The sequence below is a fragment of the Massilia sp. LC238 genome (assembly GCF_000735635.1).
Classification (GTDB): Bacteria; Pseudomonadota; Gammaproteobacteria; order Burkholderiales; family Burkholderiaceae_D; genus Telluria; species Telluria varians.
In genome coordinates, this window is sequence record NZ_JNNN01000030.1 from 1 (window position 1) to 19913 (window position 19913).

General features: G+C 66.6%; 21 protein-coding genes and 1 tRNA gene. 11 read left to right on the forward strand and 11 right to left on the reverse strand.

What is annotated here, in order from left to right; translation table 11 throughout:
- Positions 1-139: 139 nt before the first annotated feature.
- The 5 genes from FG94_RS05965 to mqo all read left to right on the forward strand — a co-directional run bounded on the left by FG94_RS05965 (position 140) and on the right by mqo (position 3965).
- Positions 140-625: an acyl-CoA thioesterase gene (locus FG94_RS05965; protein WP_027865591.1), complete on the forward strand. Its 486-nt coding sequence runs from the start codon at positions 140-142 to the stop codon at positions 623-625.
- Positions 626-704: 79 nt separating this feature from the next.
- Positions 705-1271 (forward strand): lipocalin family protein, encoded by a 567-nt coding sequence (locus FG94_RS05970; RefSeq protein ID WP_036208455.1) that lies wholly within the window; start codon positions 705-707, stop codon positions 1269-1271.
- 59 nt (positions 1272-1330) lie between these two features.
- Positions 1331-1406 (forward strand) — tRNA-Phe (locus FG94_RS05975).
- A 266-nt stretch (positions 1407-1672) separates the two neighbouring features.
- Positions 1673-2110, forward strand: a complete 438-nt coding sequence (locus tag FG94_RS05980; RefSeq protein ID WP_036208458.1) for a MarR family winged helix-turn-helix transcriptional regulator — start codon at positions 1673-1675, stop codon at positions 2108-2110.
- Positions 2111-2315: 205 nt separating this feature from the next.
- Positions 2316-3965 carry a malate dehydrogenase (quinone) gene (gene mqo, locus FG94_RS05985; protein ID WP_036209201.1) on the forward strand — a complete coding sequence of 550 codons (1650 nt, stop codon included), beginning with the start codon at positions 2316-2318 and terminating at the stop codon, positions 3963-3965.
- Between the two features lie 68 nt (positions 3966-4033).
- On the opposite strand, the gene FG94_RS05990 is transcribed toward mqo, so the two are convergent.
- Positions 4034-4459 carry a hypothetical protein gene (locus FG94_RS05990; RefSeq protein WP_152570866.1) on the reverse strand — a complete coding sequence of 142 codons (426 nt, stop codon included), beginning with the start codon at positions 4457-4459 and terminating at the stop codon, positions 4034-4036.
- 469 nt (positions 4460-4928) lie between these two features.
- Between FG94_RS05990 and gdhA the strand changes: the two genes are divergently transcribed.
- The 3 genes from gdhA (at position 4929) to FG94_RS06005 (ending at position 7785) form a co-directional block, all read left to right on the forward strand.
- On the forward strand, positions 4929-6272 hold the full coding sequence (gdhA, locus tag FG94_RS05995) for an NADP-specific glutamate dehydrogenase (protein WP_036208464.1): 1344 nt from the start codon (positions 4929-4931) through the stop codon (positions 6270-6272).
- A gap of 147 nt (positions 6273-6419) precedes the next feature.
- Positions 6420-7079: a heme-binding protein gene (locus FG94_RS06000; RefSeq protein WP_161783945.1), complete on the forward strand. Its 660-nt coding sequence runs from the start codon at positions 6420-6422 to the stop codon at positions 7077-7079.
- A 10-nt stretch (positions 7080-7089) separates the two neighbouring features.
- The gene (locus FG94_RS06005) at positions 7090-7785 is read left to right on the forward strand and encodes an SDR family NAD(P)-dependent oxidoreductase (RefSeq protein WP_200879951.1); all 696 of its coding nucleotides are present in this window, start codon (positions 7090-7092) and stop codon (positions 7783-7785) included.
- 1 nt (position 7786) lies between these two features.
- On the opposite strand, the gene FG94_RS06010 is transcribed toward FG94_RS06005, so the two are convergent.
- From FG94_RS06010 to FG94_RS06045, 8 genes are all read right to left on the reverse strand, one after another.
- Positions 7787-8932: an ABC transporter permease gene (locus tag FG94_RS06010; RefSeq protein ID WP_036208471.1), complete on the reverse strand. Its 1146-nt coding sequence runs from the start codon at positions 8930-8932 to the stop codon at positions 7787-7789.
- Entirely contained in the window at positions 8929-10119 is a 1191-nt protein-coding gene (locus FG94_RS06015) for an ABC transporter permease (RefSeq protein ID WP_036208474.1), read from the reverse strand. The genes FG94_RS06010 and FG94_RS06015 overlap by 4 nt, the downstream gene beginning before the upstream one ends.
- A 7-nt stretch (positions 10120-10126) precedes the next feature.
- Positions 10127-11107: an HlyD family secretion protein gene (locus tag FG94_RS06020; protein ID WP_036208477.1), complete on the reverse strand. Its 981-nt coding sequence runs from the start codon at positions 11105-11107 to the stop codon at positions 10127-10129.
- Positions 11104-12543: a TolC family protein gene (locus FG94_RS06025; RefSeq protein ID WP_051996273.1), complete on the reverse strand. Its 1440-nt coding sequence runs from the start codon at positions 12541-12543 to the stop codon at positions 11104-11106. Before FG94_RS06025 ends, FG94_RS06020 begins: the two co-directional genes overlap by 4 nt.
- Positions 12544-12622: 79 nt before the next feature.
- The gene (locus FG94_RS06030; RefSeq protein WP_081925838.1) at positions 12623-13567 is read right to left on the reverse strand and encodes an ABC transporter substrate-binding protein; all 945 of its coding nucleotides are present in this window, start codon (positions 13565-13567) and stop codon (positions 12623-12625) included.
- 92 nt (positions 13568-13659) lie between these two features.
- Positions 13660-14562, reverse strand: coding sequence for a hypothetical protein (locus FG94_RS06035; protein ID WP_036208480.1), 903 nt, complete (start codon positions 14560-14562; stop codon positions 13660-13662).
- A 34-nt stretch (positions 14563-14596) separates the two neighbouring features.
- Positions 14597-15184, reverse strand: coding sequence for a TerD family protein (locus FG94_RS06040; protein WP_036208483.1), 588 nt, complete (start codon positions 15182-15184; stop codon positions 14597-14599).
- A gap of 35 nt (positions 15185-15219) precedes the next feature.
- Positions 15220-16335: a toxic anion resistance protein gene (locus FG94_RS06045; RefSeq protein WP_036208487.1), complete on the reverse strand. Its 1116-nt coding sequence runs from the start codon at positions 16333-16335 to the stop codon at positions 15220-15222.
- A gap of 139 nt (positions 16336-16474) precedes the next feature.
- On the opposite strand from FG94_RS06045, the gene FG94_RS06050 reads away from it, so the two are divergent.
- The 3 genes from FG94_RS06050 to FG94_RS06060 all read left to right on the forward strand — a co-directional run bounded on the left by FG94_RS06050 (position 16475) and on the right by FG94_RS06060 (position 19079).
- On the forward strand, positions 16475-17314 hold the full coding sequence (locus tag FG94_RS06050) for a DMT family transporter (RefSeq protein WP_036208490.1): 840 nt from the start codon (positions 16475-16477) through the stop codon (positions 17312-17314).
- A gap of 82 nt (positions 17315-17396) precedes the next feature.
- Entirely contained in the window at positions 17397-18797 is a 1401-nt protein-coding gene (locus tag FG94_RS06055) for an FAD-binding oxidoreductase (protein WP_036208492.1), read from the forward strand.
- Positions 18798-18827: 30 nt separating this feature from the next.
- Positions 18828-19079: a DUF1059 domain-containing protein gene (locus FG94_RS06060; RefSeq protein ID WP_036208494.1), complete on the forward strand. Its 252-nt coding sequence runs from the start codon at positions 18828-18830 to the stop codon at positions 19077-19079.
- Positions 19080-19095: 16 nt separating this feature from the next.
- Here FG94_RS06060 and FG94_RS06065 read toward each other — a convergent pair whose 3' ends face one another.
- A complete protein-coding gene (locus tag FG94_RS06065) occupies positions 19096-19611 on the reverse strand; it encodes a YgjV family protein (protein ID WP_036208496.1) in 516 nt (171 codons plus the stop codon).
- 67 nt (positions 19612-19678) lie between these two features.
- Entirely contained in the window at positions 19679-19888 is a 210-nt protein-coding gene (locus FG94_RS06070; RefSeq protein WP_027865603.1) for a DUF2945 domain-containing protein, read from the reverse strand.
- Positions 19889-19913 lie beyond the last annotated feature (25 nt).

Here is a 19913-nt window from a genome sequence, read left to right on the forward strand (position 1 = left end):
GCGCCCTGCCCCGCCCCCGGGTGCAGAGCGCAAGGCCGCCGAAGAGGAGTGGGAAGAGTTCTGAACCCCGCCGGCCGGCATTGCCGGCCCGGCGATTCTGGCGCACCATAGCGCCATCCTTACTTCTGTCGAGTCCTGCATGAACCTGCCTTCCCACCAGCTGTCGATGACGGTCCTGATGACCCCTGACACGGCCAACTTCTCCGGTAACGTCCACGGCGGCACCATCCTCAAGCTGCTCGACCAGGTGGCCTATGCCTGCGCCAGCCGCTATGCCGGCCGCTACGTGGTCACGATGAGCGTGGACCAGGTCACCTTCCGCCAGCCGATCCACGTCGGTGAGCTGGTGACCTTCCTGGCCTCGGTGAACTATGCCGGCCGCAGCTCGATGGAGATCGGGATCAAGGTGATCGCCGAGGACATCCGTTCGAAGGTGGTGCGCCACGTGAACAGCTGCTTCTTCACGATGGTGGCGGTGGGCGACGACCGCAAGCCGGTGGCGGTGCCGCCCTTGCAGCCCGCTAACGACGACGAACACCGCCGCTTCGAGGAAGCCAAGGGGCGCAAGGCCGCGCGGCTGGAACTCGAACGCCGCCACGCCGAGCGCGCCGCCGCGCGCGCTTAGCCGGTTCCGTGCGTTGGCGTACGGCGGGGCTGCGCCTCCTTCGGCTACCATCGGAGCTCGACCATTCACGGGAACGCTGATGAAAACCTCCCTGCTTGCTCCGATCCTGTCCCTGCTGATCTTGTCCGTATCCCCTGCCCAGGCCGCGGGGCAGGCGGCCGATGGCGCCAAACCGCTGGCCACGATTCCCGCGCTCGACGTCAAGCGCTACATGGGCACCTGGTACGAGATCGCGAAGTTTCCAAACGACTTCCAGAAGAAGTGCGTCGGTTTCACCACCGCCACCTACAGCCTGCGCGAAGACGGCCGCGTGGACGTGCTCAACCGCTGCCGGCGCGCCGACGGCAGTACCGACGACGCCAAGGCCGTGGCGCGCCAGGTAGGCGAGGCCACTTCGCCGAAGCTGGAAGTGCGCTTCGCGCCGGCCATCGTGTCCTGGCTGCCGATGGTGTGGGGCGACTACTGGGTGATCGACCTCGACCCCGACTACCAGCTGGCCGCGGTCAGCGAACCGAAACGCGAATACCTGTGGATCCTGTCGCGCACGCCGAAGGTCGACCCGGCCGCCTACGACGCCCTGCTGGGCCGGCTGCGCGCCCAGGGGCTGGACATGAACCGGCTGGTGCCGACCAAACAGGGCGAATGAGCCTGATTTCAATCAGGCACTACCGCCGCGCCAAGCCATGTGCTAGAATGCGAGCCCTTGGCCTGGTAGCTCAGTTGGTAGAGCAGAGGATTGAAAATCCTTGTGTCGGTGGTTCGATTCCGCCCCGGGCCACCAAGAATTTGCTTCACGAAACGCCCACTCATGCAAGTGGGCGTTTTGGTTTCCGGGATCGTTCTTCACCGGTGTCGATCTCCTCCCTCCCCAGACAGCGGCTCTCGACGCCTGCTCCCCGTGCTGTCGTGTCGAACTTCCCAAGTTCAGGCATGCATCTCCGCTTGACTACCCGTTTTTCGGCCTCCAGGGTCGTTAACTATTGCCTACGGAGAATCCACAATAGACCATATTTGCCTAGGCAAATATAGTTCAACCGTTTTCAGACCATGGCTGCATTTGAAGAATCCAACAATGAACAGCTTGGCTACCTGATCAGCCAAGCTCGCAACGCCTTGTTTGCAGCGCTCGATAAGGAAATGCTGCCGCTGGACCTGACCGCGTCGCAGTTTGTTGTGGTCATCAGTGCGATGCGCCATGGCGCCCGCACCGTCAACGAGTTTTGTCAGCTGGCCAGAATCGAGCCTGGCCCAATGTCGCGTCTACTGGACCGCCTGGAAGCCAAGGGGATCGTCCGCAGGGTGCGCGACTTGGAAGACCGTCGCCAGGTCAATGTTGCCCTGACCGATAAAGGCGTCGCGCTCTGCCCGCAGATCAACGCGGCGCTCCACAAGGTCTACGCGCAGTTGCTCAATGGGTTCAGTGAACAGGAAGCGCTGGCCTTCAAGCATGCGCTGGAAAGAATTCTGCTCAATGCGAAACAGTAGTTTCCAGGAACAGGGAATACAAGCACCACTTCGCCATTGATAGAAAAGTCAACCCGAATACGTCAGCTCGCGTCTGCGCACCGTCCTTGATCGACGGCTGCCTGTCGCATTCACTTTCTCAGGAGGACTCATCGCAATGAGTCAAGAAACCAGCAAGAATCCAGCAGCGCCTGCCAGCAGCAAGCGCTTCTCCCGGCGCAAGTTCATGGGAACTGCTGTCGGCGCCGCAGCCCTGGCCGGCGGCTACTCGCTCGCATTCGGGGGGCAGTTCCGTGCCGCCAAGGCAGATCGCACGGTTGACGTGCTGCTGATCGGCGGTGGCATCATGAGCGCGACGCTTGGTGTCTATCTGTCCGAACTGGAGCCAACATGGACCTTCGAAGTGTTCGAACGTTTGGACAAAGTTGCCGAGGAAAGTTCCAATGGCTGGAACAACGCGGGCACGGGTCACTCGGCACTCTGCGAATTGAACTACACCCCGATGGACGATAAAGGGCAAGTGCAGATTACCAAGGCGATCGAGATCAACGAGAACTTCCAGATCTCACGCCAATTCTGGTCGCATCAGGTGCGCAAGGGCGTGCTGGGCAATCCGCGCGAATTCATCAACTCGACGCCTCACATGAACCTGGTCTTTGGCAAGGAGAACCGGGACTTCATGCACAAGCGCGTTGCGGCCTTGAAGGCATCGCCGCTGTTCGCCGGCATGGAATTGACGACCGATCCGGCCAAGATTACCGAGTGGATTCCGCTCATGATGGAAGGCCGCAAACCGGACGACATGGTGACCGCCACCCGTTCGCCGCTCGGCACCGACGTCAACCTGGGCGCGATTACCCGCCAGTTCTACAAGCATCTCGGCCAGACTGTGGGCAGCAAGATCTCGACCGGGTACGAGGTCCGCTCGATCACGCGCAACGAGGATGGATCCTGGCGCGTGTCGGCGTTCGACGTCAAGGACAGTTCCAAGGTCCAGACGGTCGATGCGCGCCACGTCTTTATCGGTGCAGGCGGTGCAGCATTGCCGCTGCTGCAGTTAACAGGCATTGCTGAAGCGAAGCAGTATGCTGGCTTCCCGGTCGGCGGCGAATTCCTCGTCACCGAGAATCCGGCAATTGCCTCGCGCCATCTGGCCAAAGTGTACGGCCTGGCGGATACGGGTTCGCCACCGATGTCGGTACCGCATCTGGATACCCGCGTGCTGGACGGTAAAACCGTACTGCTGTTCGGGCCATTCGCCACCTGGTCCACCAGATTGCTCAAGAATGGGGCGTATTCCGATATCGTGAAGGCGACCACGCCCTCCAATATCATTCCGCAACTTCAAGTCGGCGCCCATGAGTTTGCACTTGTAAAATATCTCGCGCAGCAGTTGCAGCTGTCCAAGGAAGAAAAAATGGCGGCGCTGCGCCACTACATGCCCGAGGCAAAGGACGACGACTGGCGTCTATGGCAAGCTGGCCAGCGTGTGCAGATCATCAAGAACGTGCCCGGCAAGGGCGGCGTACTGAAGCTTGGTACGGAAGTGGTGGTTTCCGAAGACCGCTCGGTGTCTGCGTTGCTGGGAGCGTCACCAGGTGGCTCTACATCGCCGGCGATCATGCTGTCGCTGCTGGAGAAAGTTTTCCCGGATCAAATGAAGACCGCCGCCTGGCAGGAAAAAATTCGCGACATCGTCCCGTCCTATGGGAAAAAGCTGAATGAAAATGTGCAGCTGCTGGCGGACACCTGGGCAAGCACTACTGAAACACTGCAGCTGGCGATCGCGCCGCCAAGCCTGGAGAACTTCGTTCCAGGCGCGGCTGCCATCGTTCAACCTGGGAAAGTGAAAAAAGTGTCTGACATGGCGCTGTAGTGCTGTCTAGCCGTACTGCACGTACTGCAATAAGCGCCACCTTCGGGTGGCGTTTTTGTTTCAGACCTTCAATCTTTCTTTTCCCTGAATTCACCCTCGATCACCATGTCATCGGTCTTGTTGACCGGCTGTCGGCCGGTGAACCTGGAGACGGACGCGACGATCCGATCGAACATCACTCGCCTCAACCAGGGATAGCCGAGAAGAAACGCCAGGGTAAAGCCCGTGAATATCGCGGACACGCTGTCGCCCAGCCACACGAAGTTCAGCAAGCACAGTGCGAGAATGCCGGCGAGGATTGGCCGGCGCACAGGTTTGGGCAAGAGGCCGACGATGCGCAGCTTGCCCTTGCTGATCCAGGGGAATCGTGCAAACAGGGCCGCAAGCAGAAGTCCCGCCAGGAACCGGCTCGTGTCGAGATGAGCGGCCAGCACCCCGACCACCAGGAAACCGGTATAGGTCATCGTACCGGCCAGGGCTGCCAGCAGCAGCAAGGCAATGGCGAGCGTTAGCTTGGGCGTACGTATTGCCGCATTGATCAAAAGACGTAGGATTTGTGTACTCCTGCAGAGGGACGTTAAGAAGCCAAAGCGAATTTTAACAATACTCTCTGGCGTCGGGGCTGTTCAGGCAGGTTCCTGCCCGGCGCTCGACCTTGCCCTTGCCCCCATCGCTCCGCGCAGCCGCTTCTGCTACCATAGTCCCCTGGCGCGCGAGCATCCATCGCATGCGCCGACAACAACATCGAGACACCGATCCATGAAATCGGTGTTTCTGTCTTCGGGTAGCCAACCCACCCCTCCATACGGCGAGGCGGATCCCACGAGGTGACGCCTGCCGCACTACGACGCGCCACCGGCAATGCGCCGGAGCTTCGTCGCGCTCGCCGCTCCCGTGCATCACGTCGACGCTGGTCGTCGATGGAGCTGCCTGGACTCAGACATTCTCGATCTTGGAAACCACATGAAATACCTGTCCGTACACCAATTTTTGCAGCACGTTGCCGACCGCAATCCCGGCCAGCCTGAATTCCTGCAGGCCGTCACCGAAGTCATGGAGAGCCTGTGGCCCTTCATCGAACAGCATCCCCGATATGCCGAGCAAGGCCTGCTCGACCGCCTGGTCGAGCCTGATCGTGTGGTGATGTTCCGGGTCTCGTGGGTGGACGACCATGGACAGGTGCAGGTGAACCGCGGCTACCGGATCCAGCACAGCATGGCGATCGGCCCGTACAAAGGGGGCCTGCGTTTCCACCCTTCCGTCAACCTGTCGGTACTGAAGTTCCTCGCTTTTGAGCAGACCTTCAAGAACGCCTTGACCACCCTGCCCATGGGCGGCGGCAAGGGCGGTTCCGACTTCGACCCCAAGGGCAAGAGTCCGGGCGAAGTCATGCGCTTCTGCCAGGCCTTCGTGAGCGAGCTGTTCCGCCATGTCGGCGCCGACACGGACGTTCCGGCCGGCGACATCGGCGTCGGCGGGCGCGAAGTCGGCTACATGGCCGGCATGATGAAAAAGCTGAGCAATCGCGCCGACTGCGTGTTTACCGGCAAGGGCCTGAGCTTCGGCGGTTCGCTGATGCGCCCCGAAGCCACCGGCTACGGGACCGTGTACTTTGCCGAGGAGATGCTCAAGACGCGCGGCCGTTCCTTCGAGGGCTTGCGCGTGAGCGTGTCCGGCTCGGGCAACGTGGCGCAGTACGCGGTGGAAAAGGCAATGTCCCTGGGCGCCAGGGTCGTCACCGTGTCCGACTCGAGCGGCACGGTCATCGACATGGATGGCTTTACCACCGAAAAGCTGGCCGTGCTGATGGAGGTGAAAAACCACCTGTACGGCCGCGTCGGCGATTACGCCCAGCGCACCGGCACCCGCTTCGAAGCCGGTGTGCGCCCCTGGCATGTGCCGGTCGACGTGGCGCTGCCCTGCGCTACCCAGAACGAGCTGGATGCCGACGACGCCGCCGTCCTGATCCGCAATGGCGTCCTGTGCGTGGCCGAAGGGGCGAACATGCCCTCGACCATCGAGGCCGCAAAAGCATTTGAAGCGGCCGGCGTGCTGTACGCGCCGGGCAAGGCCAGCAACGCCGGCGGTGTCGCGACCTCCGGACTGGAAATGAGCCAGAATGCGGCGCGCCTGTCCTGGCCGAGCGAGGAAGTCGACGGCCGCCTGCTGCAAATCATGCAGGGCATCCATGCGTCGTGCCTGAAATACGGCAAACGCGCCGACGGCAGCATCAGCTATGTGGATGGGGCGAACATTGCCGGGTTCGTCAAAGTGGCCGACGCCATGCTGGCCCAGGGCGTGATCTGAGTTCCACCTCTGCCTTTGCGCCCACCTTGACCCGTACAAGACCCGCTCCAGGCTTACCCTGGTCCCGGAACGGGCTTGTCACCCCTCTGGTTTCGCCGGAAGATGAAGCTGGGTAGTCAATCGATCACCAGGCGCTGGAGGCCTTCCATGAAACGCGTTTCACACGTCCGCCGCCGTGCCCTGCCCGGGCAGGCGGCATGGCTGATCGGCTCGGTGGCCCTGCTCGCGCTGGCAATATGGCCGGCGACCAGCCACGCGGTCGAAGAACCCTCCTACACGATAGTGCAGCGTTTCCCTGCTTCCGAGATCCGGCAATATGCCGGCTATGCCGTCGCCGAGGTGGTGGTGCCGGGTCCCGGGAGCGACGCCGGCGACCGCGCCTTTCCCATCCTGGCCGGCTATATCTTCGGCAAGAACAAGGGCGAGCGCAAGCTGGCCATGACCGCGCCGGTGACCCAGTCTGCCACGCCCGTCAAGCTGGAGATGACGGCGCCGGTGACGCAAAGTGCCAGCCAGGACGGCTTCCTGGTCCAGCTCGTCCTGCCGGCGGGCGTCAGCGCGGCGAACGCGCCCGAACCCCTCGATTCGCGCATCAGGTTGCGCGACATGCCGCCCAAGCGGATCGCGGTGATCCGCTATTCCGGCTTCTGGTCCCAGTCGAACTATGACCAGCACCTGGCCAGGCTCCAGGAAGCCATGCGGGAGGCCGGGATTGCCTGGCAGGGCGAGCCGGTGCTGTCCCGCTACGACGGCCCGATGACGCCCTGGTTCATGCGGCGCAACGAGATCTGGCTGGCGCTCGATTGAGCGCATGGCGATGAACAGCCTTCCCGACGGCTTCCATGCCCTGGTGGTAGGCGCTTCCGGGGCGATCGGGGCCGCCTTTGTCGATTTGCTCGGCGCTACCCCGCGCTGCGCCTCGGTGCGCGCCCTGCACCGCCACTCGACGCCGCCCCTCGATTTCGCCGACGAGGACAGCATCGCGCAGGCGGCGCGCGTGCTGGCGGACGGGCCGCGCTACCACCTGATCATCAATGCGGCTGGACTCCTTCACGGCGCCGACTTCATGCCAGAAAAACGCCTGGCCGACCTGCATTATGCGCAGCTGCTGGCGACCTTCCAGGCCAACGCCTTCGGGCCCGCCCTGCTGATGCGCCACTTTGTCCCGCTGCTGGCGAAGGAACGCGCCATCGTGGCCATGCTGTCGGCGAAGGTGGGCAGCATCGGCGACAACCGGCTTGGCGGCTGGTACAGCTACCGGGCGTCAAAGGCCGCCCTCAACATGCTGGTCAGGACCGCCGCCATCGAAGTGGCGCGCAGCCACAAGGACGCGGTGCTGGTAGCGCTGCACCCGGGAACGGTCGCTTCAAACCTGTCGCGGCCCTTCCGCGGCGACAGCATCGGACGCCCGGCGCAGGACGCCGCCGCCGATCTGCTGCGCGTGCTCGATGCGCTCACGCCTGCCGACAGTGGCAGCTTCCGGTCCTGGGACGGCAGCGTATTACCCTGGTAGCCTAGGTCATCCCCTGCCCGCGCCGGCGCCAGCTGCGCAGGCCCAGCACGATGAACAGCAGCGCCAGGCCCGCCAGGGCCAGCACTTCACGGCGCAGTTCGGCCAGCGAAGCGCCCATCTGGTTGGCCGCGATGAAACCCTGGATCGCGGCGGTCGAGGGCAGCAGCCAGCGCAGCCCTTGCAGCGGCCACGGCAAGGCGCTGGCGGGCCAGGCCAGGCCCGCCAGGAACAGCACCGGCATCGAGCTGGCCACCAGCAGCTGGACGCTGCGCTCGCGGGTACGGAAGAACAGGCCCATGAAGATCCCGAGCGCGGCCACGCAGACGCTGTACAGCAGGCTCAGCACCAGGGTGGCCAACGGGTTGCCGCCGCGCGGATAGTCCTGCCACCAGAACACGAAGCCGAAATAGTACGCGGCATTGAGCAGCACGACGCTGGCAAACGCGGCGAGCGCGCCGGCATAGGCGGCGGTGCCCGCCGCATAGGGGAAGGCCCTGGCGCTGGCCCAGCTGCCGAACAACAGGCCGATCCCGAGCAGGAAGGTCTGCTGCATCAGCAGCACCACCACGCCCGGGACGATGTACGAGGCATAGCCTTCGCTGACATTGAACATCGGCAGGGGCTCGACCGACAAGGGCTGGCGCTGCGCGGCCGCCTGCTGCGCCGACGGCGTGCCCGCGCCCAGGCGCTTGAGCTCGATGCCGGCCGACAGCGTACCCACCACTTCGGCCAGGCCGTTGAGGGCCACCTTGTTCAGCAGCGGATAGGCGCCGCTGCCGCCCACCTCGACCTCCGGCTGCCTGCCGGCCAGCAGCTTGCCGCTGAAATCGGCGGGAATGATCATCACGCCCGCGGCGTCGCCGCGCCAGATCCATTCCTGGGCCTGCTCGGGGCGGGTGGTGACGCCGGCCACGCTCAAGCCCGGATGGGCCCCGGTCCAACGGATCAGCTGGCGCGACAGGGCCGAGCCATCCTGGTCGACCACCGCCACTGGCACCCGACGCACCGTTTCGCCGCTGTAGGGCCAGGGATAGAAGAAGGAATACACGATGCCCGAGATGAACAGCAGCAGCAGCGCCGCCTTGTCGCCCAGGATCGCGCGCCAGGTGAGGCGCCAGGCCTGGTACGCGGACGCCAGGCCGCTCATGTCTTGCCCCAGCTGTCGGGCTGGCGCATGCGCGCGGCCAGCCGCAGGTAGCCGGCCGCACCCAGCACGGCACTGAAGCCGGCCAGCGCCGCCAGCGCGCCGGCGCTGAAGCGCAGCGGCGCGCCCGCCAGCCAAGTGTTGTTCACCAAACCTAGGAAATGGGTCAGCGGCAGCGCTTCGGCCCACAGGCGCGCCGCGGCCGGCATCGCCAGGGTCGGAAAGCCCTGGCCGGAAAAAGCGAAGGCCGGCGCGGTGACGAAGGCGCAGGCCGACAGCGCCGAGCGCAGCGAGCCGGAGAAGGCGACGATGCAGGTGCCCAGGGCCAGGCAGGCCGCGACGAACAGGACGGTGCCGAGCGTCATCGCTGGGATGCTGCCCAGCACCGGCCAGCCCAGCAGCGCGCCGAAACCGGCGACCACCAGGACCGCGTGCAGCAGGAAGACCACTGCCGGGATCGCCAGCTTGGACAGCAAGGCCACCGACGGCCGCCCCTGGGCCGTGGCCAGCCAGTCGGGCACGCTGGCGGCGCGCAGTTCGCGCCCGATCGCGGTCAGCGCGGCCAGGGTGGCGCAGATGTGCAGCAGGCTCCACACGGCCGGCAGCGCCAGCGCCGGGACCATGCTGCCGTTCTCGTTGAACAGCGCCACCGCGCGGGTGGCGACCGGCTCGACCTGCTGGGCGGCCTGCACCGGGCCGGCGCCGCGCCTGGCGCGCCCCTGCAGTTCGGCGCCGGCGGACATGGTCGCCACCACGGCGCGCACGTCGCGCGTCATCGCGCCGGTATGGGATGGGTACTGGGCGTTGTAGGCCCATTGCAGGCCGAGTGCTTCGCCGCGCAGCAGGCGCTCTCCCATCCGCGCCGGGATCGAGACGATGCCGAACACCTCGCCGGCGCGCAGCGCCGCCAGTGCCTCGGCATCGCTGGCAACCGGCAGCGGCCGCAGCCCCGGCGACTGGTCCAGCATGCGCACCAGGCTGCGCGACTGCGCGGACTGGTCGAGGTCGCGCACCGCCAGCGGCAAGTCGCGGGCGATGCCGGCGGAAAAAATCCACCAGGTCAGGAAGTACAAGGCCAAGGGAATCCAGCCCAGCATCGCCAGGTCCCAGCGGTCGGCGCGCAGGCGCGCCCACTCGCGCGCGAGCGAGGCCGACCAGGCGGAAGCGGCGGGAGCGGCGGGAGCGGGCATGGGCGGCTCAGCGCTCGAACACCACCGTCATCCCGGGGCGCAGGCCCGGCAGCGGCGCCGTGGGCCGCAGCCGCAGCTCGAAGGTGCGCAGGTCGGCGCCGCCGGGGCGCGCGGCGCGCCAGGTGGCGAAGGCCGGCAAGGCAGATACGGTCTCGACCTTGAAATCGGCGCCCGCCTTCAGCGCCGGTACATAACCGCGGTGCAGGCTTCCCTTGGCGAAGGGCTTGAACATGTCCTCGCGCACCGCCAGTACGGCCCAGACGTCGTCGAGGTTGACCAGGGTCACCACCGGAAAGCCCTGCGGCGCCAGTTCGCCGGCCTGGATCGCCAGCTTGCTCACCTCGCCGGCGGCCGGCGCCAGAATGCGCGTCTCGGCCAGTGCCGCATCGGCTTCCGCCACCACCCCGTCCACCTGGCGCGCCTGGGCCTGCGCCGCCTGCTTGTCCTCAGGCCGCGCGCCCTGGCGCGCCAGCTCGTACTGGGCGCGCGCGGCGGTCGCCAGCTCGCGCGCCGAGCGCGCCTGGGCGCGGGCGTCGTCGCCTTTCTGGCGCGCCAGCACGCCTTCGGCCACCATGGCCGCCACCCGCCTGTCGGTCAGCTCGGCCAGCCGCGCACCGGCCTCGGCGCGCTCCCAGTTGGCGCGCGCGGCGACGACCTCCTCGGGCCGTGCGCCCGCCTGCGCCTTGCGCGCCACGGCGGCGGCGGCGTCGCGCGCCGCCTGCGCCTGATCGAGCTTGGCGCGAACTTCGGGACTGTCCAGCTCGAACAGCAGCTGGCCACGGCTCACCGCCTGTCCCAGCTGCACGTGCACCCGGCCGACGCGCCCGGGCACCTTGGACGACACGTTCACTTCTTGCGCTTCAATCTGCCCTTGCAGCGCTTCGGGCACCGGCTGGAATGCGCGTACCAGGCCCCAGGCCAGCAGGGCCAGGACCAGCACGCCGGACAGTATGGCCGGCACACGTTTCTTGCGGCTTGCCTCGCTCATCGGGTGGACTCCTTCGCGGGATCGAGCTGGTGGGGTGCGGAGCGCGCATGCTCGGCCAGCCGTTCGGGCCGGCCGGCGGTGGCGAGCAGGCGCGCCAGCGCGAGCACATAATCGTGGGCCGCCTGGGTCCGCTCGATCCCGGCCTTGGTCAGGTTCAGGGAAGCGTCGTCGACGTCGGCCGTGGTCGCCTGGCCGTTGCGGAACGACACCTGCGCCAGCCTCAGGCTTTCGCGCGCCAGCTCGATCGTCGAGGCCATGGCCAGGTAGTGCTGGCGCGCATCTTCCATGGCGCGCCACTGGGTTTCGGCCAGGGTCGGGATGTCGCGTCCGGCCTGTTCCGCGGCCGCTTCGACGCGCTGCTGTTCGAGCCGGGCGGCGGCCGTCAGGCGCGCACGATCGACCCGGTCCACCAGCGGCATGCTCAGGGCCACCCCCACCAGCCAGTTGGCGCGCGCCGCCCCGCCGCGGTTCAGGTTGTAGTTGGCGATGCCAACCAGGGTCGGGCTGAAGGCCTTGCCCTGCAGCTTGAGATTGGCGGCCGCCTGGGCACGCTTGCTGTCGATCTGCTTCCAGGCGGCATTCGCGTGCATGGCGGCCTCCACGAACGAGGCCAGCGAACCGACGGGCTGCGCGTGCACGAACAGCGGCGTTGCGGGCTCGACCGCCTGCTCCTCGCCCAGCAGGCGGCGCAGGGCCAGCTCGGCGACCTCGGCGTCGCTGGCGGCCTTGGCCGCCTCGCGCGCGGCCTTGTCGACGGCGACGTCGGCCTTCAGGCGTTCGACACGTGCGATCAAGCCGGTCCGCTCGAGCTTGCGCGCCATATCCTGGTGTTCGTGCGCCACCGCCAGCGCCGCGCGGCGCAGGCGGACCGCATGGCGCGCCAGCTGGACGCCGAAGTAGCGCTGCGCCAGCAGCAGCGCCGCCTCGTCCTGCGCCGTCTGCACGCCAGCGGCGGCCTCGGCGGCGCGGCCGGCGGCCACCTCCTTGAGCGCGTCCAGGCGTCCGCCGGTGTACAGGGGCCAGACCGAGGCCAGGCCGAGCGAGCGGACCGTGAAGGTGCGCTCGGTCTCCAGGCTGGCGGGCAGTTCCGGCAAGACCAGCCCGGGCAGCGGCGGCAGCACCTCGAGCACCGGTTGCAGGGCCGGCTCCAGGGATTGCGCCAGGCGGCCGGTATCGATATTCAGCGAGGTCGAGAGCCGTCCGGCGAATCCGTTCAGGCGCAGGTCCGGTCCGTCGATGCGGCGCAGCGCCTCGGTCTGCAATTGCCTGGCTTGATGGTCGAGCTCGGCGCCGCGCACCGCGCCCGAACGCGCCTGCAACCGGCGCCACGCCTCGCCATAGTCGAGGGCGGCGCTCTGCTGCGCCCGCACCGGCAGCACGGCGCAGCAGGCCAGCGCCAGGGCGAGCGGGGCAATATAGGACTTGGACGGTTTCACCGGTCCCTCCGAAAGCTCATCAGTATTTATCGGTGATGATAGCGCCGCTTGGCCGCGACCAGCCACACGACTGGCGGCGTTATCGCAAGGGCCGGTGCAGCGCCGGGCAGGCATCGGCAAGCGCCGGCGGCCGCGCCCGTCCGCGGGCCGCGGCGAGGAAGGCGGGCTTGCGCAACTCCGCGAGCGAGAACCACTGGCTGCCGCGCGCCGGCGCCAGCGCGCTGGCGTGCATGGGATTGGGCAGGTCGATGACCCGCCGCCGCTCCAGGTCGGCAGCGGCGATCTGCGCTGCGAAATAGCTGTAGAACAAACGATCGAAGGAACCGTCGGCCTGTGCCGTTTCCAGCCCGCGCCGCACCTCGTCCGCCAGGCCACGCTTGCGCGGGTTGACGAAAAAGTAGGCGTCGGTCGGATAACGCAGGACGATATGCGGTTCGACCGCCAGGGCCGGATAGGCCTCGTGCTCGTCGAAGACCTGTTGCACCGCGCGCGGAAAATAATCGATGCGCCCGGCGTCGAGCATCTTGAACATGCCTGGATAGGTCGAAGAGGTTTCCACCGGCAAACCGCTGGCGCGCAGGATCGCGGTATCCGGCCAGTCGTGGCCCTGCCCCGCGACGAATCGCTTCAGTTGCTCGGCCGAGTGTACGTCGGCGAACTGATGCAGGCGGTCCTTGCGCACCAGCGCGATGCGCCAGCCGAGCATGCCCTTGGTCAACGGCACCGGGACTTCCAGCAGGGAGGCTTTGCGGTCCGGTGCGGTCATCGTAATCATGATATCGAGCTTGCCGGAATCGCGTGCAAGTTCCGCCAATGCACGCGCCTGCTTCATGGGCTGCTCGCTGTACACCAGCGTATGGCAGACACCCGCCTTGGCAAATGCCAGTTTCAGCAAGGCGACACCGTAGGGATCACGCCCGGTATCCCCCCACTCCGGACGTAGATAAACATACGTGGCGGCGCGCCCCGGCACGGACGACAGGAAAAACAAGCTCAACAGCAATAAGACGGCGAGTCGGGGCATGTCGGCGGGCGGCCGTCAGGACCGCGAACGATGGACGAGTGGCCTGCCAATGCTAGCACGCGCCATGACTCGGACCACCCTAGTGTTGCTTGCTAGCTACTATTTTTCCCGGCGCCGCCCTGCGCCTGCGCCATCTCCAGCGCCGGCAAGGTCACCGTCAGGAAAGACGACACCTGGCCGACCAGCTCGGCGGCCTGCTGGCGCACCTGTCCCATCTGCAGGATCGACAGCTCGGCCTGGCGCACCGCCTGCTGGATCAGGGTGCGGCGCTGCACCAGCGCGTCCGACAGGCTCGCGTCCGTCGCGCCACCCGCGAGCTTCGACACGACGGCGAGCACCGCCGCATACAGGCCCAGCTTGCGCGCCGACTCCTCCAGCCCGCGCACGGCGGCGTCGCTGTCGGCGATGAGCTGCAGCAGCTGCGCACGGCTCGAAGCCAGCTCCATCTTGTACTGGGCGGGCGACTTCGGACGGCGGAACAGCTTGTCGAACACGCCTGCCGGCGCCCGGGTGCTCTCCAGTGCGGCCTCGAGCTGCGCGGGCACCGCCATCTGGGTGAATCTCAATACCAGCTCGGTGATGGGCTGGAGCAGCGCGGCCTGCTCCATCAATGGCCCTTCCGCCCACTCCGTGACCACCGGCAGCTTCAGCGGCAGGATGCGGCGAAACAGCGCGGCCAGGCGCTGGCCGGCGTGTTCGGACAAGGCCGGATAATCGGCGTGCGCGATCGCCAGCGCATCGCGCACCGCCGGATGATCCTCGCTCTCGAACAACACCCTGGCCGCGGCTTTCGGGGGCACGGCGGAGGCCGGCGCCGCGGGAAGATCGTCGAAGGACAGCGCCCTGGGTGGGTTGTTGCCGGCCGGCGGCGCGGCAGCAGGCTGCCCGGCATCGCCGAAATCGAAGGCCTGCGGCACGGGCGCAGCGCCGGCCGGCTCGGCGGGAAGCTCGGGCTCCGCGCCGAAGTCGAATGCCTTGGGCGTTTGCTGTGTCATCGGCTACCCGGCATCGAGCAGGAGCGCGTGCTCCTCAGACGGTGCCGCCGAGCTTGCGGATGAAGGTCGCCAGGTTCAGCTTGAAGCCGGCGCCGACGGCCTGGAAGCGCCATTCGCCATCCTTGCGGTACAGCGAGCCGAACTGCAGCGCGGTCTTGTCCGCATAGTCTTCGTCGAGGTCGTATTCCGCGATCGTCTCGCCGGTCTCGTCGTTGTACACCTTGACGTAGGCGTCGGTGACCATGCCGAAGGTCTGCTTGCGTATTTCGGCATCGTGGATGGTCACGACGATCGGCATCTCCACCACTTCCGTCTCGACCTTGGCCAGGTCGACGGTGATGACTTCGTCGTCGCCATCCTTGTCGCCGGTCCGGTTGTCGCCCGAGTGCACGACGGCGCCGTCCGGAGAGGTGGCGTGGTTGTAGTACACGAAGTGGGCGTTACTGATCATGACCGGATGGTCGCTCGCATCCCGCCTGCACAGGAATACCGACGCGTCGAGGTCGAATGGCTGCCCCTCGACCGCGTTGACCTTCCATCCGAGGCCGATACGCACGCGCTTCAGGCCCGGCGCGGTTTTTTCGAGGTTGATGCGGTGGCCAGTGTGGAGCGTCGTCGACATGGACTTTCCTTTTCCTTATGGGGTGAACATGGGATTCAAGCGCCGGTGGGCGAAAAGCGCGCAATCAGCTCGCGCTCCAGCTCCTGCAGTTTCGGCAGCTCGGCCTGGCGGCGCTGCTGGCCTTCGTTCGAGATCTGCTCGAGCTTGTCGAAAGCGGTCACCAGCTGCGTCTGCACGTGCTGGGCGGTTTCCAGGCTGACCAGAGAGCGCTGCTTGGCGCGGGCCACGGTCTCGGTATTTTCCAGCAGCATGTCGGCCTGGGCGCGGAAGGCCGCGTCGGTGGCGTCGTAGGCGGCGTTGGCGACCGCGGCGCTCTGCTTGGCCTCCAGTTGCAGCAGGTAGAGCGAGAACACGTTGCGCCAGGCCGGAATCGAGACGTTGACGATGTCCGTGAAGGTGTCCGTCAGGGCGCGTGCATTGTCTTGCGACAGGCGGATCTGCGGCACCATCTGCGTGGCCATCAGCATGGCGCGCTTCAGGTCGTCGATGCGCTTTTCGAGGCGCTCCAGACGACGCTTGAGCTCGGTGGCCTGCTGCGCCTCGAAGGCATTGGCCGGCGCGGCCTGCTGCGCGACCGCCTGGCGCAGGCGCGAAGCCCATTCCTCGCCCTTCTTCACGTCGGCATCCAGGCCCTGGTAGTACTGTTCCAGGCCCTTGTACATCTCGTCGAAATCCTGGATCCGCGCCCGGTGCACGTTGGCATGCCGCGTCATCTCCGTGACCAGGGTGTCCATGCGCGATTCGACCACTTGGTACTGCGACAGCATCTTTTCCTTGACCGAACCGAACATGTTCGTCAGGCGCGACACCAGGCCGCCGGACCGAAGCTTGGCCGGGTCCAGGCCCTTGGAGGTGGCGATCAGTTCGTTCAGCTGCGTGCCGAACACATCGGCATCCGATGCACGCACGGTGCCGAGCAGCTTGGCCGAGACCTTGGCCACGCCAGCGCCGGTGGAGCCGCCCAGGGCCTCGATGGCCTTGTCGTCGATGCCGGAGACATCGACCCGGACGATGGGGGCCGCATTCACCTCCGGACGCAATGCCGGCAGCGCGTCCGGCATGGGTGCAGGATCCAGCAGCGGTGCCAGCGTGGGTGCAGGCGCGGTGGGTGCTGCGTTCGCTTCTTCGTCGGAGGAGAACAGCGGTTTCATAGGATTCCTTCAGGTGGGAAGTGACAACATGAATAGCTTACCACTGGACAATCCAGCTGGGCCAGCGTCGGCGCAGCACATGCCTTGCGCGCTAAGCTGGCTTCGTCCAGTATAACCACTCCACAGCAGGAGCTTCTCCATGTCGCATGCGCGCGTCGTCGTCCTGACGGTACTGGCACTGGCCGCATTCGCGGGCAACTCCCTGCTGTGCCGGGCCGCCCTATCCCGCTCGCATATCGATGCCGCCAGTTTCACGACCGTGCGCCTGCTGTCGGGCGCGCTCATGCTCTGGGTGCTGGTCAGGCTGCGCGGCGGCGCCAGGGCGGGCAAGGGCAGCTTGCTGTCCGCGCTGGCCCTGTTCGCCTATGCAGCCGGCTTTTCCTTCGCCTACCTTCACTTGCCCGCCGCGGCAGGCGCACTGATCCTGTTCGGCGCCGTGCAGACGACGATGATCGCTTACGGGCTGTGGTTGGGCGAGCGCCTGCGCCCGGCGCAGCTGGCCGGCTTGCTGCTCGCCGGCGCCGGCCTGGTCGGCCTGCTGCTGCCCGGCCTGTCCGCGCCCCCGTTGGCAAGCGCCCTGCTCATGCTGGGCGCCGGCGCGGCCTGGGGCACCTATTCGGTGCGCGGCAAGGGCGCGGGCGACGCCCTCCAGGTCACCGCGGGGAACTTCCTGCTTGCCGTACCGATGGCGCTGGCGCTGAGCCTGCTGCTGCTGCGCGAGGCCGCGTTCGACCCGGCGGGAAGCGGGTATGCCTTCCTGTCCGGCGCGCTGACATCGGACATCGGCTATGCGATCTGGTACACGGCGCTGCCCTTCCTGAAGTCGACCAGCGCGGCGGCGGTGCAACTGAGCGTTCCCGTGATTGCCGCCCTGGGCGGCGTCGCCTTCCTGGACGAGCCGCTCACGCTGCGGCTGCTGTCCGCATCGATCGCCATCATCGGCGGCATTGCGCTGGTGATCCTGGGGCCGCGGACATAAGCTGGCCTGCTCTGCTTGCGTCAGCCCGCCCCGCCTTCCTATCATGAATGGAAGGCTTTCAACCAAGCGTCCGGGAGATGCGATGAATACGCTGACGAATGGGCAATTCAATGAGCTGAAGGGGGCGATTCGAGGAGACATCCTGCAAGCGGGCGACGCGGGTTACGACGCCGCCCGCACGGTCTGGAACGCGATGATCGACCGGCATCCGGCCATCATCGTGCGCTGCGCCGGCACGGCGGACGTACGCGCCGCGCTGGACTACGCGCGCAAGCACGGGCTTCCCCTTGCGGTGCGCGGCGGCGGGCACAACATTGCCGGCAGCGCCCTGTGCGAGGACGGACTGGTAATCGACCTGTCCGGCATGCGCTCGGTCCAGGTCGACGCCAGGCAGCGTCGCGCCTGGGTGGAAGGCGGGGCCAGCCTGCGCGATTTCGACCACGAAGCCCAGTCCTATGGGCTGGCCACGCCGTTGGGAATCAATTCCACCACCGGGGTGGCCGGGCTGACGCTGGGAGGGGGCTTCGGCTGGCTCAGCCGCACGCTGGGCCTGGCGGCCGACAACCTGCTGTCGGCCGAGATGGTCACGGCCGACGCCCAGCGCCTGCACGTAAGCGAGACCGAGTACCCGGACCTGTTCTGGGCCATCCGTGGAGGCGGCGGCAACTTCGGCGTGGTCACGCGCTTCGAATTCCGGCTGCACCCGGTGGGGCCGGAGATCACGGCCGGGCTGATCGTGTTCCCGTCCGCCCAGGCCAGGGCGATCCTGATGCAATACCGCGATGCCGTCGACGCCATGCCCGCCGACATGACGGTGTGGGCGGTGCTGCGCAAGGCGCCCCCGCTGCCCTTCCTGCCGACCGAGGCGCACGGCCAGGACGTGCTGGTGCTGCCGGTGTTCTCGCCGTCGCGCGGCGCATCGGTGGATGCGGCAATCGCGCGCATCGGCAAGCTGGGGGAGCCGCTGGGCATGCACGTCGGCCCCATGCCTTACACCGCATGGCAGCAGATCTTCGACCCCTTGCTGACGCCGGGTGCGCGCAATTACTGGAAATCGCATAATTTCGCCCGGCTGAGCGATGAGGCCATCGACGTCGTCATGCGCTATGCCGGCATGCTGCCCACGCCGCAGTGCGAGATCTTCCTCGGATTGCTGGGCGCGCAGGCGTCGGCGCCACCGCCGCAAGCGATGGCCTATCCGCACCGCGACGCCTTGTATGTGATGAACGTGCACACCCGCTGGGACGATCCCGCCGACGACGCGCGCTGCATTGCCTGGGCCCGCGATTTCTTCAGGGATGCCGCGCCCTACGCAAGCGGGGGCGTCTACGTCAATTTCATGCCGCAGGACGAGAGCGAGCGCACGCCCGATGCCTACGGCGCCAACTACCAGCGGCTGGCCGAGATCAAGCAGAAATACGATCCCGACAATGTGTTCCGCGCCAACCAGAACATCCGTCCGGCCGCGAGCGCTGCCGCCTGAACGCGCTCATTCTCACGACAGGAGTCGATCATGACACGCAAATTCATCGATTGCCGGGAGTTCCCGAGCGACATGCATTGTTCGGTCGCCATCTCGGCCGACAGCGAGGACGAGCTGTTGCAGGCCGCGGTGCAACACGCGGTGTCGGTGCACCACCACAGCGATACGCCCGAGCTGCGCCAGCAACTGCGCCAGTTGTTCAAGGACGGCACGCCGCCCGAACAGCTTCCCATGAGTGGCCGGGCGGGCAGCGCCGGCGCAAGCAGCTCGCCGCCGCACTGAACGGCGGCGCCATCGTTCAGGCGTCCGGCGCTGCCTGCGCCTCGCGCAACATGCGCCGGATCGTCATGATGTTCACCGCGGCGATCACCACTTCCAGCGCCGTGCCGCCGACCGAACCGGCGATCACGTTGTTCACGATCCACAGCACGGTCCCGCACAGCATCGCCAGGCGCATGCGCACGCCTTCCAGCAGGAACAGGGCCAGGGTGCCGATGCAGGAGGCCCCCAGCGGCAGCCAGTCGCTGGGGCGCGTGGCCAGCGCCAGGCCCAGGGCCAGGTTGGCGGCGACGACGAACAGGGCCACCCAGATCGAGCGCGTGTACAGCGAGAGCACCGAGCGCAACAGCGACATGGTCGAACTGGCGACCGCCGTCGGCCTGCCGAGCAGCGCGAAATGGACGATGTAGGCGAGGCACTCGGCCGCCATGAAGATCTTGAAGCGGCGGTCGTTCCTCTGCAGGAAGGAAGCGACGCCGAGGGCGAACGCAGCGTAGCCGACGCACTGCGCCGGAGAGAACCAATCGATCGTCATCGAACAGGACAGGAAAAGGACGATTATAGCCGCCCGATCCACTCCTGCCGGAAGCGCCGCCCGGGCGTCAAGCCTTCTTGAGCGCGTCCGCCTTGTGCGCCGCCTCGGCGCCGGTCTTGTCGCTGACGACCAGGTATTCGGGGTGCTCGCGCGAGGCGGCCACGTGGTGGCCCTTGATCTCGGTGGGGGATGTCAGTTTCTTCTTGACGGTGCCGTGTACCGTCCCTTGCGACGATTGCCATTGCACCTTGTCGCCGGCTTTGAACGCGTCTGCCATGCTGGGCTCCTTTGAACGGAAGGGC

Excerpts from the sequence above, each read along its gene's own strand:
- FG94_RS06035 (WP_036208480.1), bottom strand. The coding sequence starts at position 14,562 with ATGACACAGCAAACGCCCAAGGCATTCGACTTCGGCGCGGAGCCCGAG.
- FG94_RS06010 (WP_036208471.1), bottom strand. The coding sequence starts at position 8,932 with ATGAGCGGCCTGGCGTCCGCGTACCAGGCCTGGCGCCTCACCTGGCGC.
- FG94_RS06060 (WP_036208494.1), top strand. The coding sequence starts at position 18,828 with ATGACACGCAAATTCATCGATTGCCGGGAGTTCCCGAGCGACATGCAT.
- FG94_RS05970 (WP_036208455.1), top strand. The coding sequence starts at position 705 with ATGAAAACCTCCCTGCTTGCTCCGATCCTGTCCCTGCTGATCTTGTCC.
- FG94_RS05965 (WP_027865591.1), top strand. The coding sequence starts at position 140 with ATGAACCTGCCTTCCCACCAGCTGTCGATGACGGTCCTGATGACCCCT.
- FG94_RS06015 (WP_036208474.1), bottom strand. The coding sequence starts at position 10,119 with ATGCCCGCTCCCGCCGCTCCCGCCGCTTCCGCCTGGTCGGCCTCGCTC.
- FG94_RS06055 (WP_036208492.1), top strand. The coding sequence starts at position 17,397 with ATGAATACGCTGACGAATGGGCAATTCAATGAGCTGAAGGGGGCGATT.
- FG94_RS06065 (WP_036208496.1), bottom strand. The coding sequence starts at position 19,611 with ATGACGATCGATTGGTTCTCTCCGGCGCAGTGCGTCGGCTACGCTGCG.
- FG94_RS06030 (WP_081925838.1), bottom strand. The coding sequence starts at position 13,567 with ATGCCCCGACTCGCCGTCTTATTGCTGTTGAGCTTGTTTTTCCTGTCG.
- FG94_RS06045 (WP_036208487.1), bottom strand. The coding sequence starts at position 16,335 with ATGAAACCGCTGTTCTCCTCCGACGAAGAAGCGAACGCAGCACCCACC.
- FG94_RS06020 (WP_036208477.1), bottom strand. The coding sequence starts at position 11,107 with ATGAGCGAGGCAAGCCGCAAGAAACGTGTGCCGGCCATACTGTCCGGC.
- FG94_RS06005 (WP_200879951.1), top strand. The coding sequence starts at position 7,090 with ATGAACAGCCTTCCCGACGGCTTCCATGCCCTGGTGGTAGGCGCTTCC.
- gdhA (WP_036208464.1), top strand. The coding sequence starts at position 4,929 with ATGAAATACCTGTCCGTACACCAATTTTTGCAGCACGTTGCCGACCGC.
- FG94_RS06000 (WP_161783945.1), top strand. The coding sequence starts at position 6,420 with ATGAAACGCGTTTCACACGTCCGCCGCCGTGCCCTGCCCGGGCAGGCG.
- FG94_RS06040 (WP_036208483.1), bottom strand. The coding sequence starts at position 15,184 with ATGTCGACGACGCTCCACACTGGCCACCGCATCAACCTCGAAAAAACC.
- FG94_RS05980 (WP_036208458.1), top strand. The coding sequence starts at position 1,673 with ATGGCTGCATTTGAAGAATCCAACAATGAACAGCTTGGCTACCTGATC.
- FG94_RS06070 (WP_027865603.1), bottom strand. The coding sequence starts at position 19,888 with ATGGCAGACGCGTTCAAAGCCGGCGACAAGGTGCAATGGCAATCGTCG.
- FG94_RS06050 (WP_036208490.1), top strand. The coding sequence starts at position 16,475 with ATGTCGCATGCGCGCGTCGTCGTCCTGACGGTACTGGCACTGGCCGCA.
- mqo (WP_036209201.1), top strand. The coding sequence starts at position 2,316 with ATGGGAACTGCTGTCGGCGCCGCAGCCCTGGCCGGCGGCTACTCGCTC.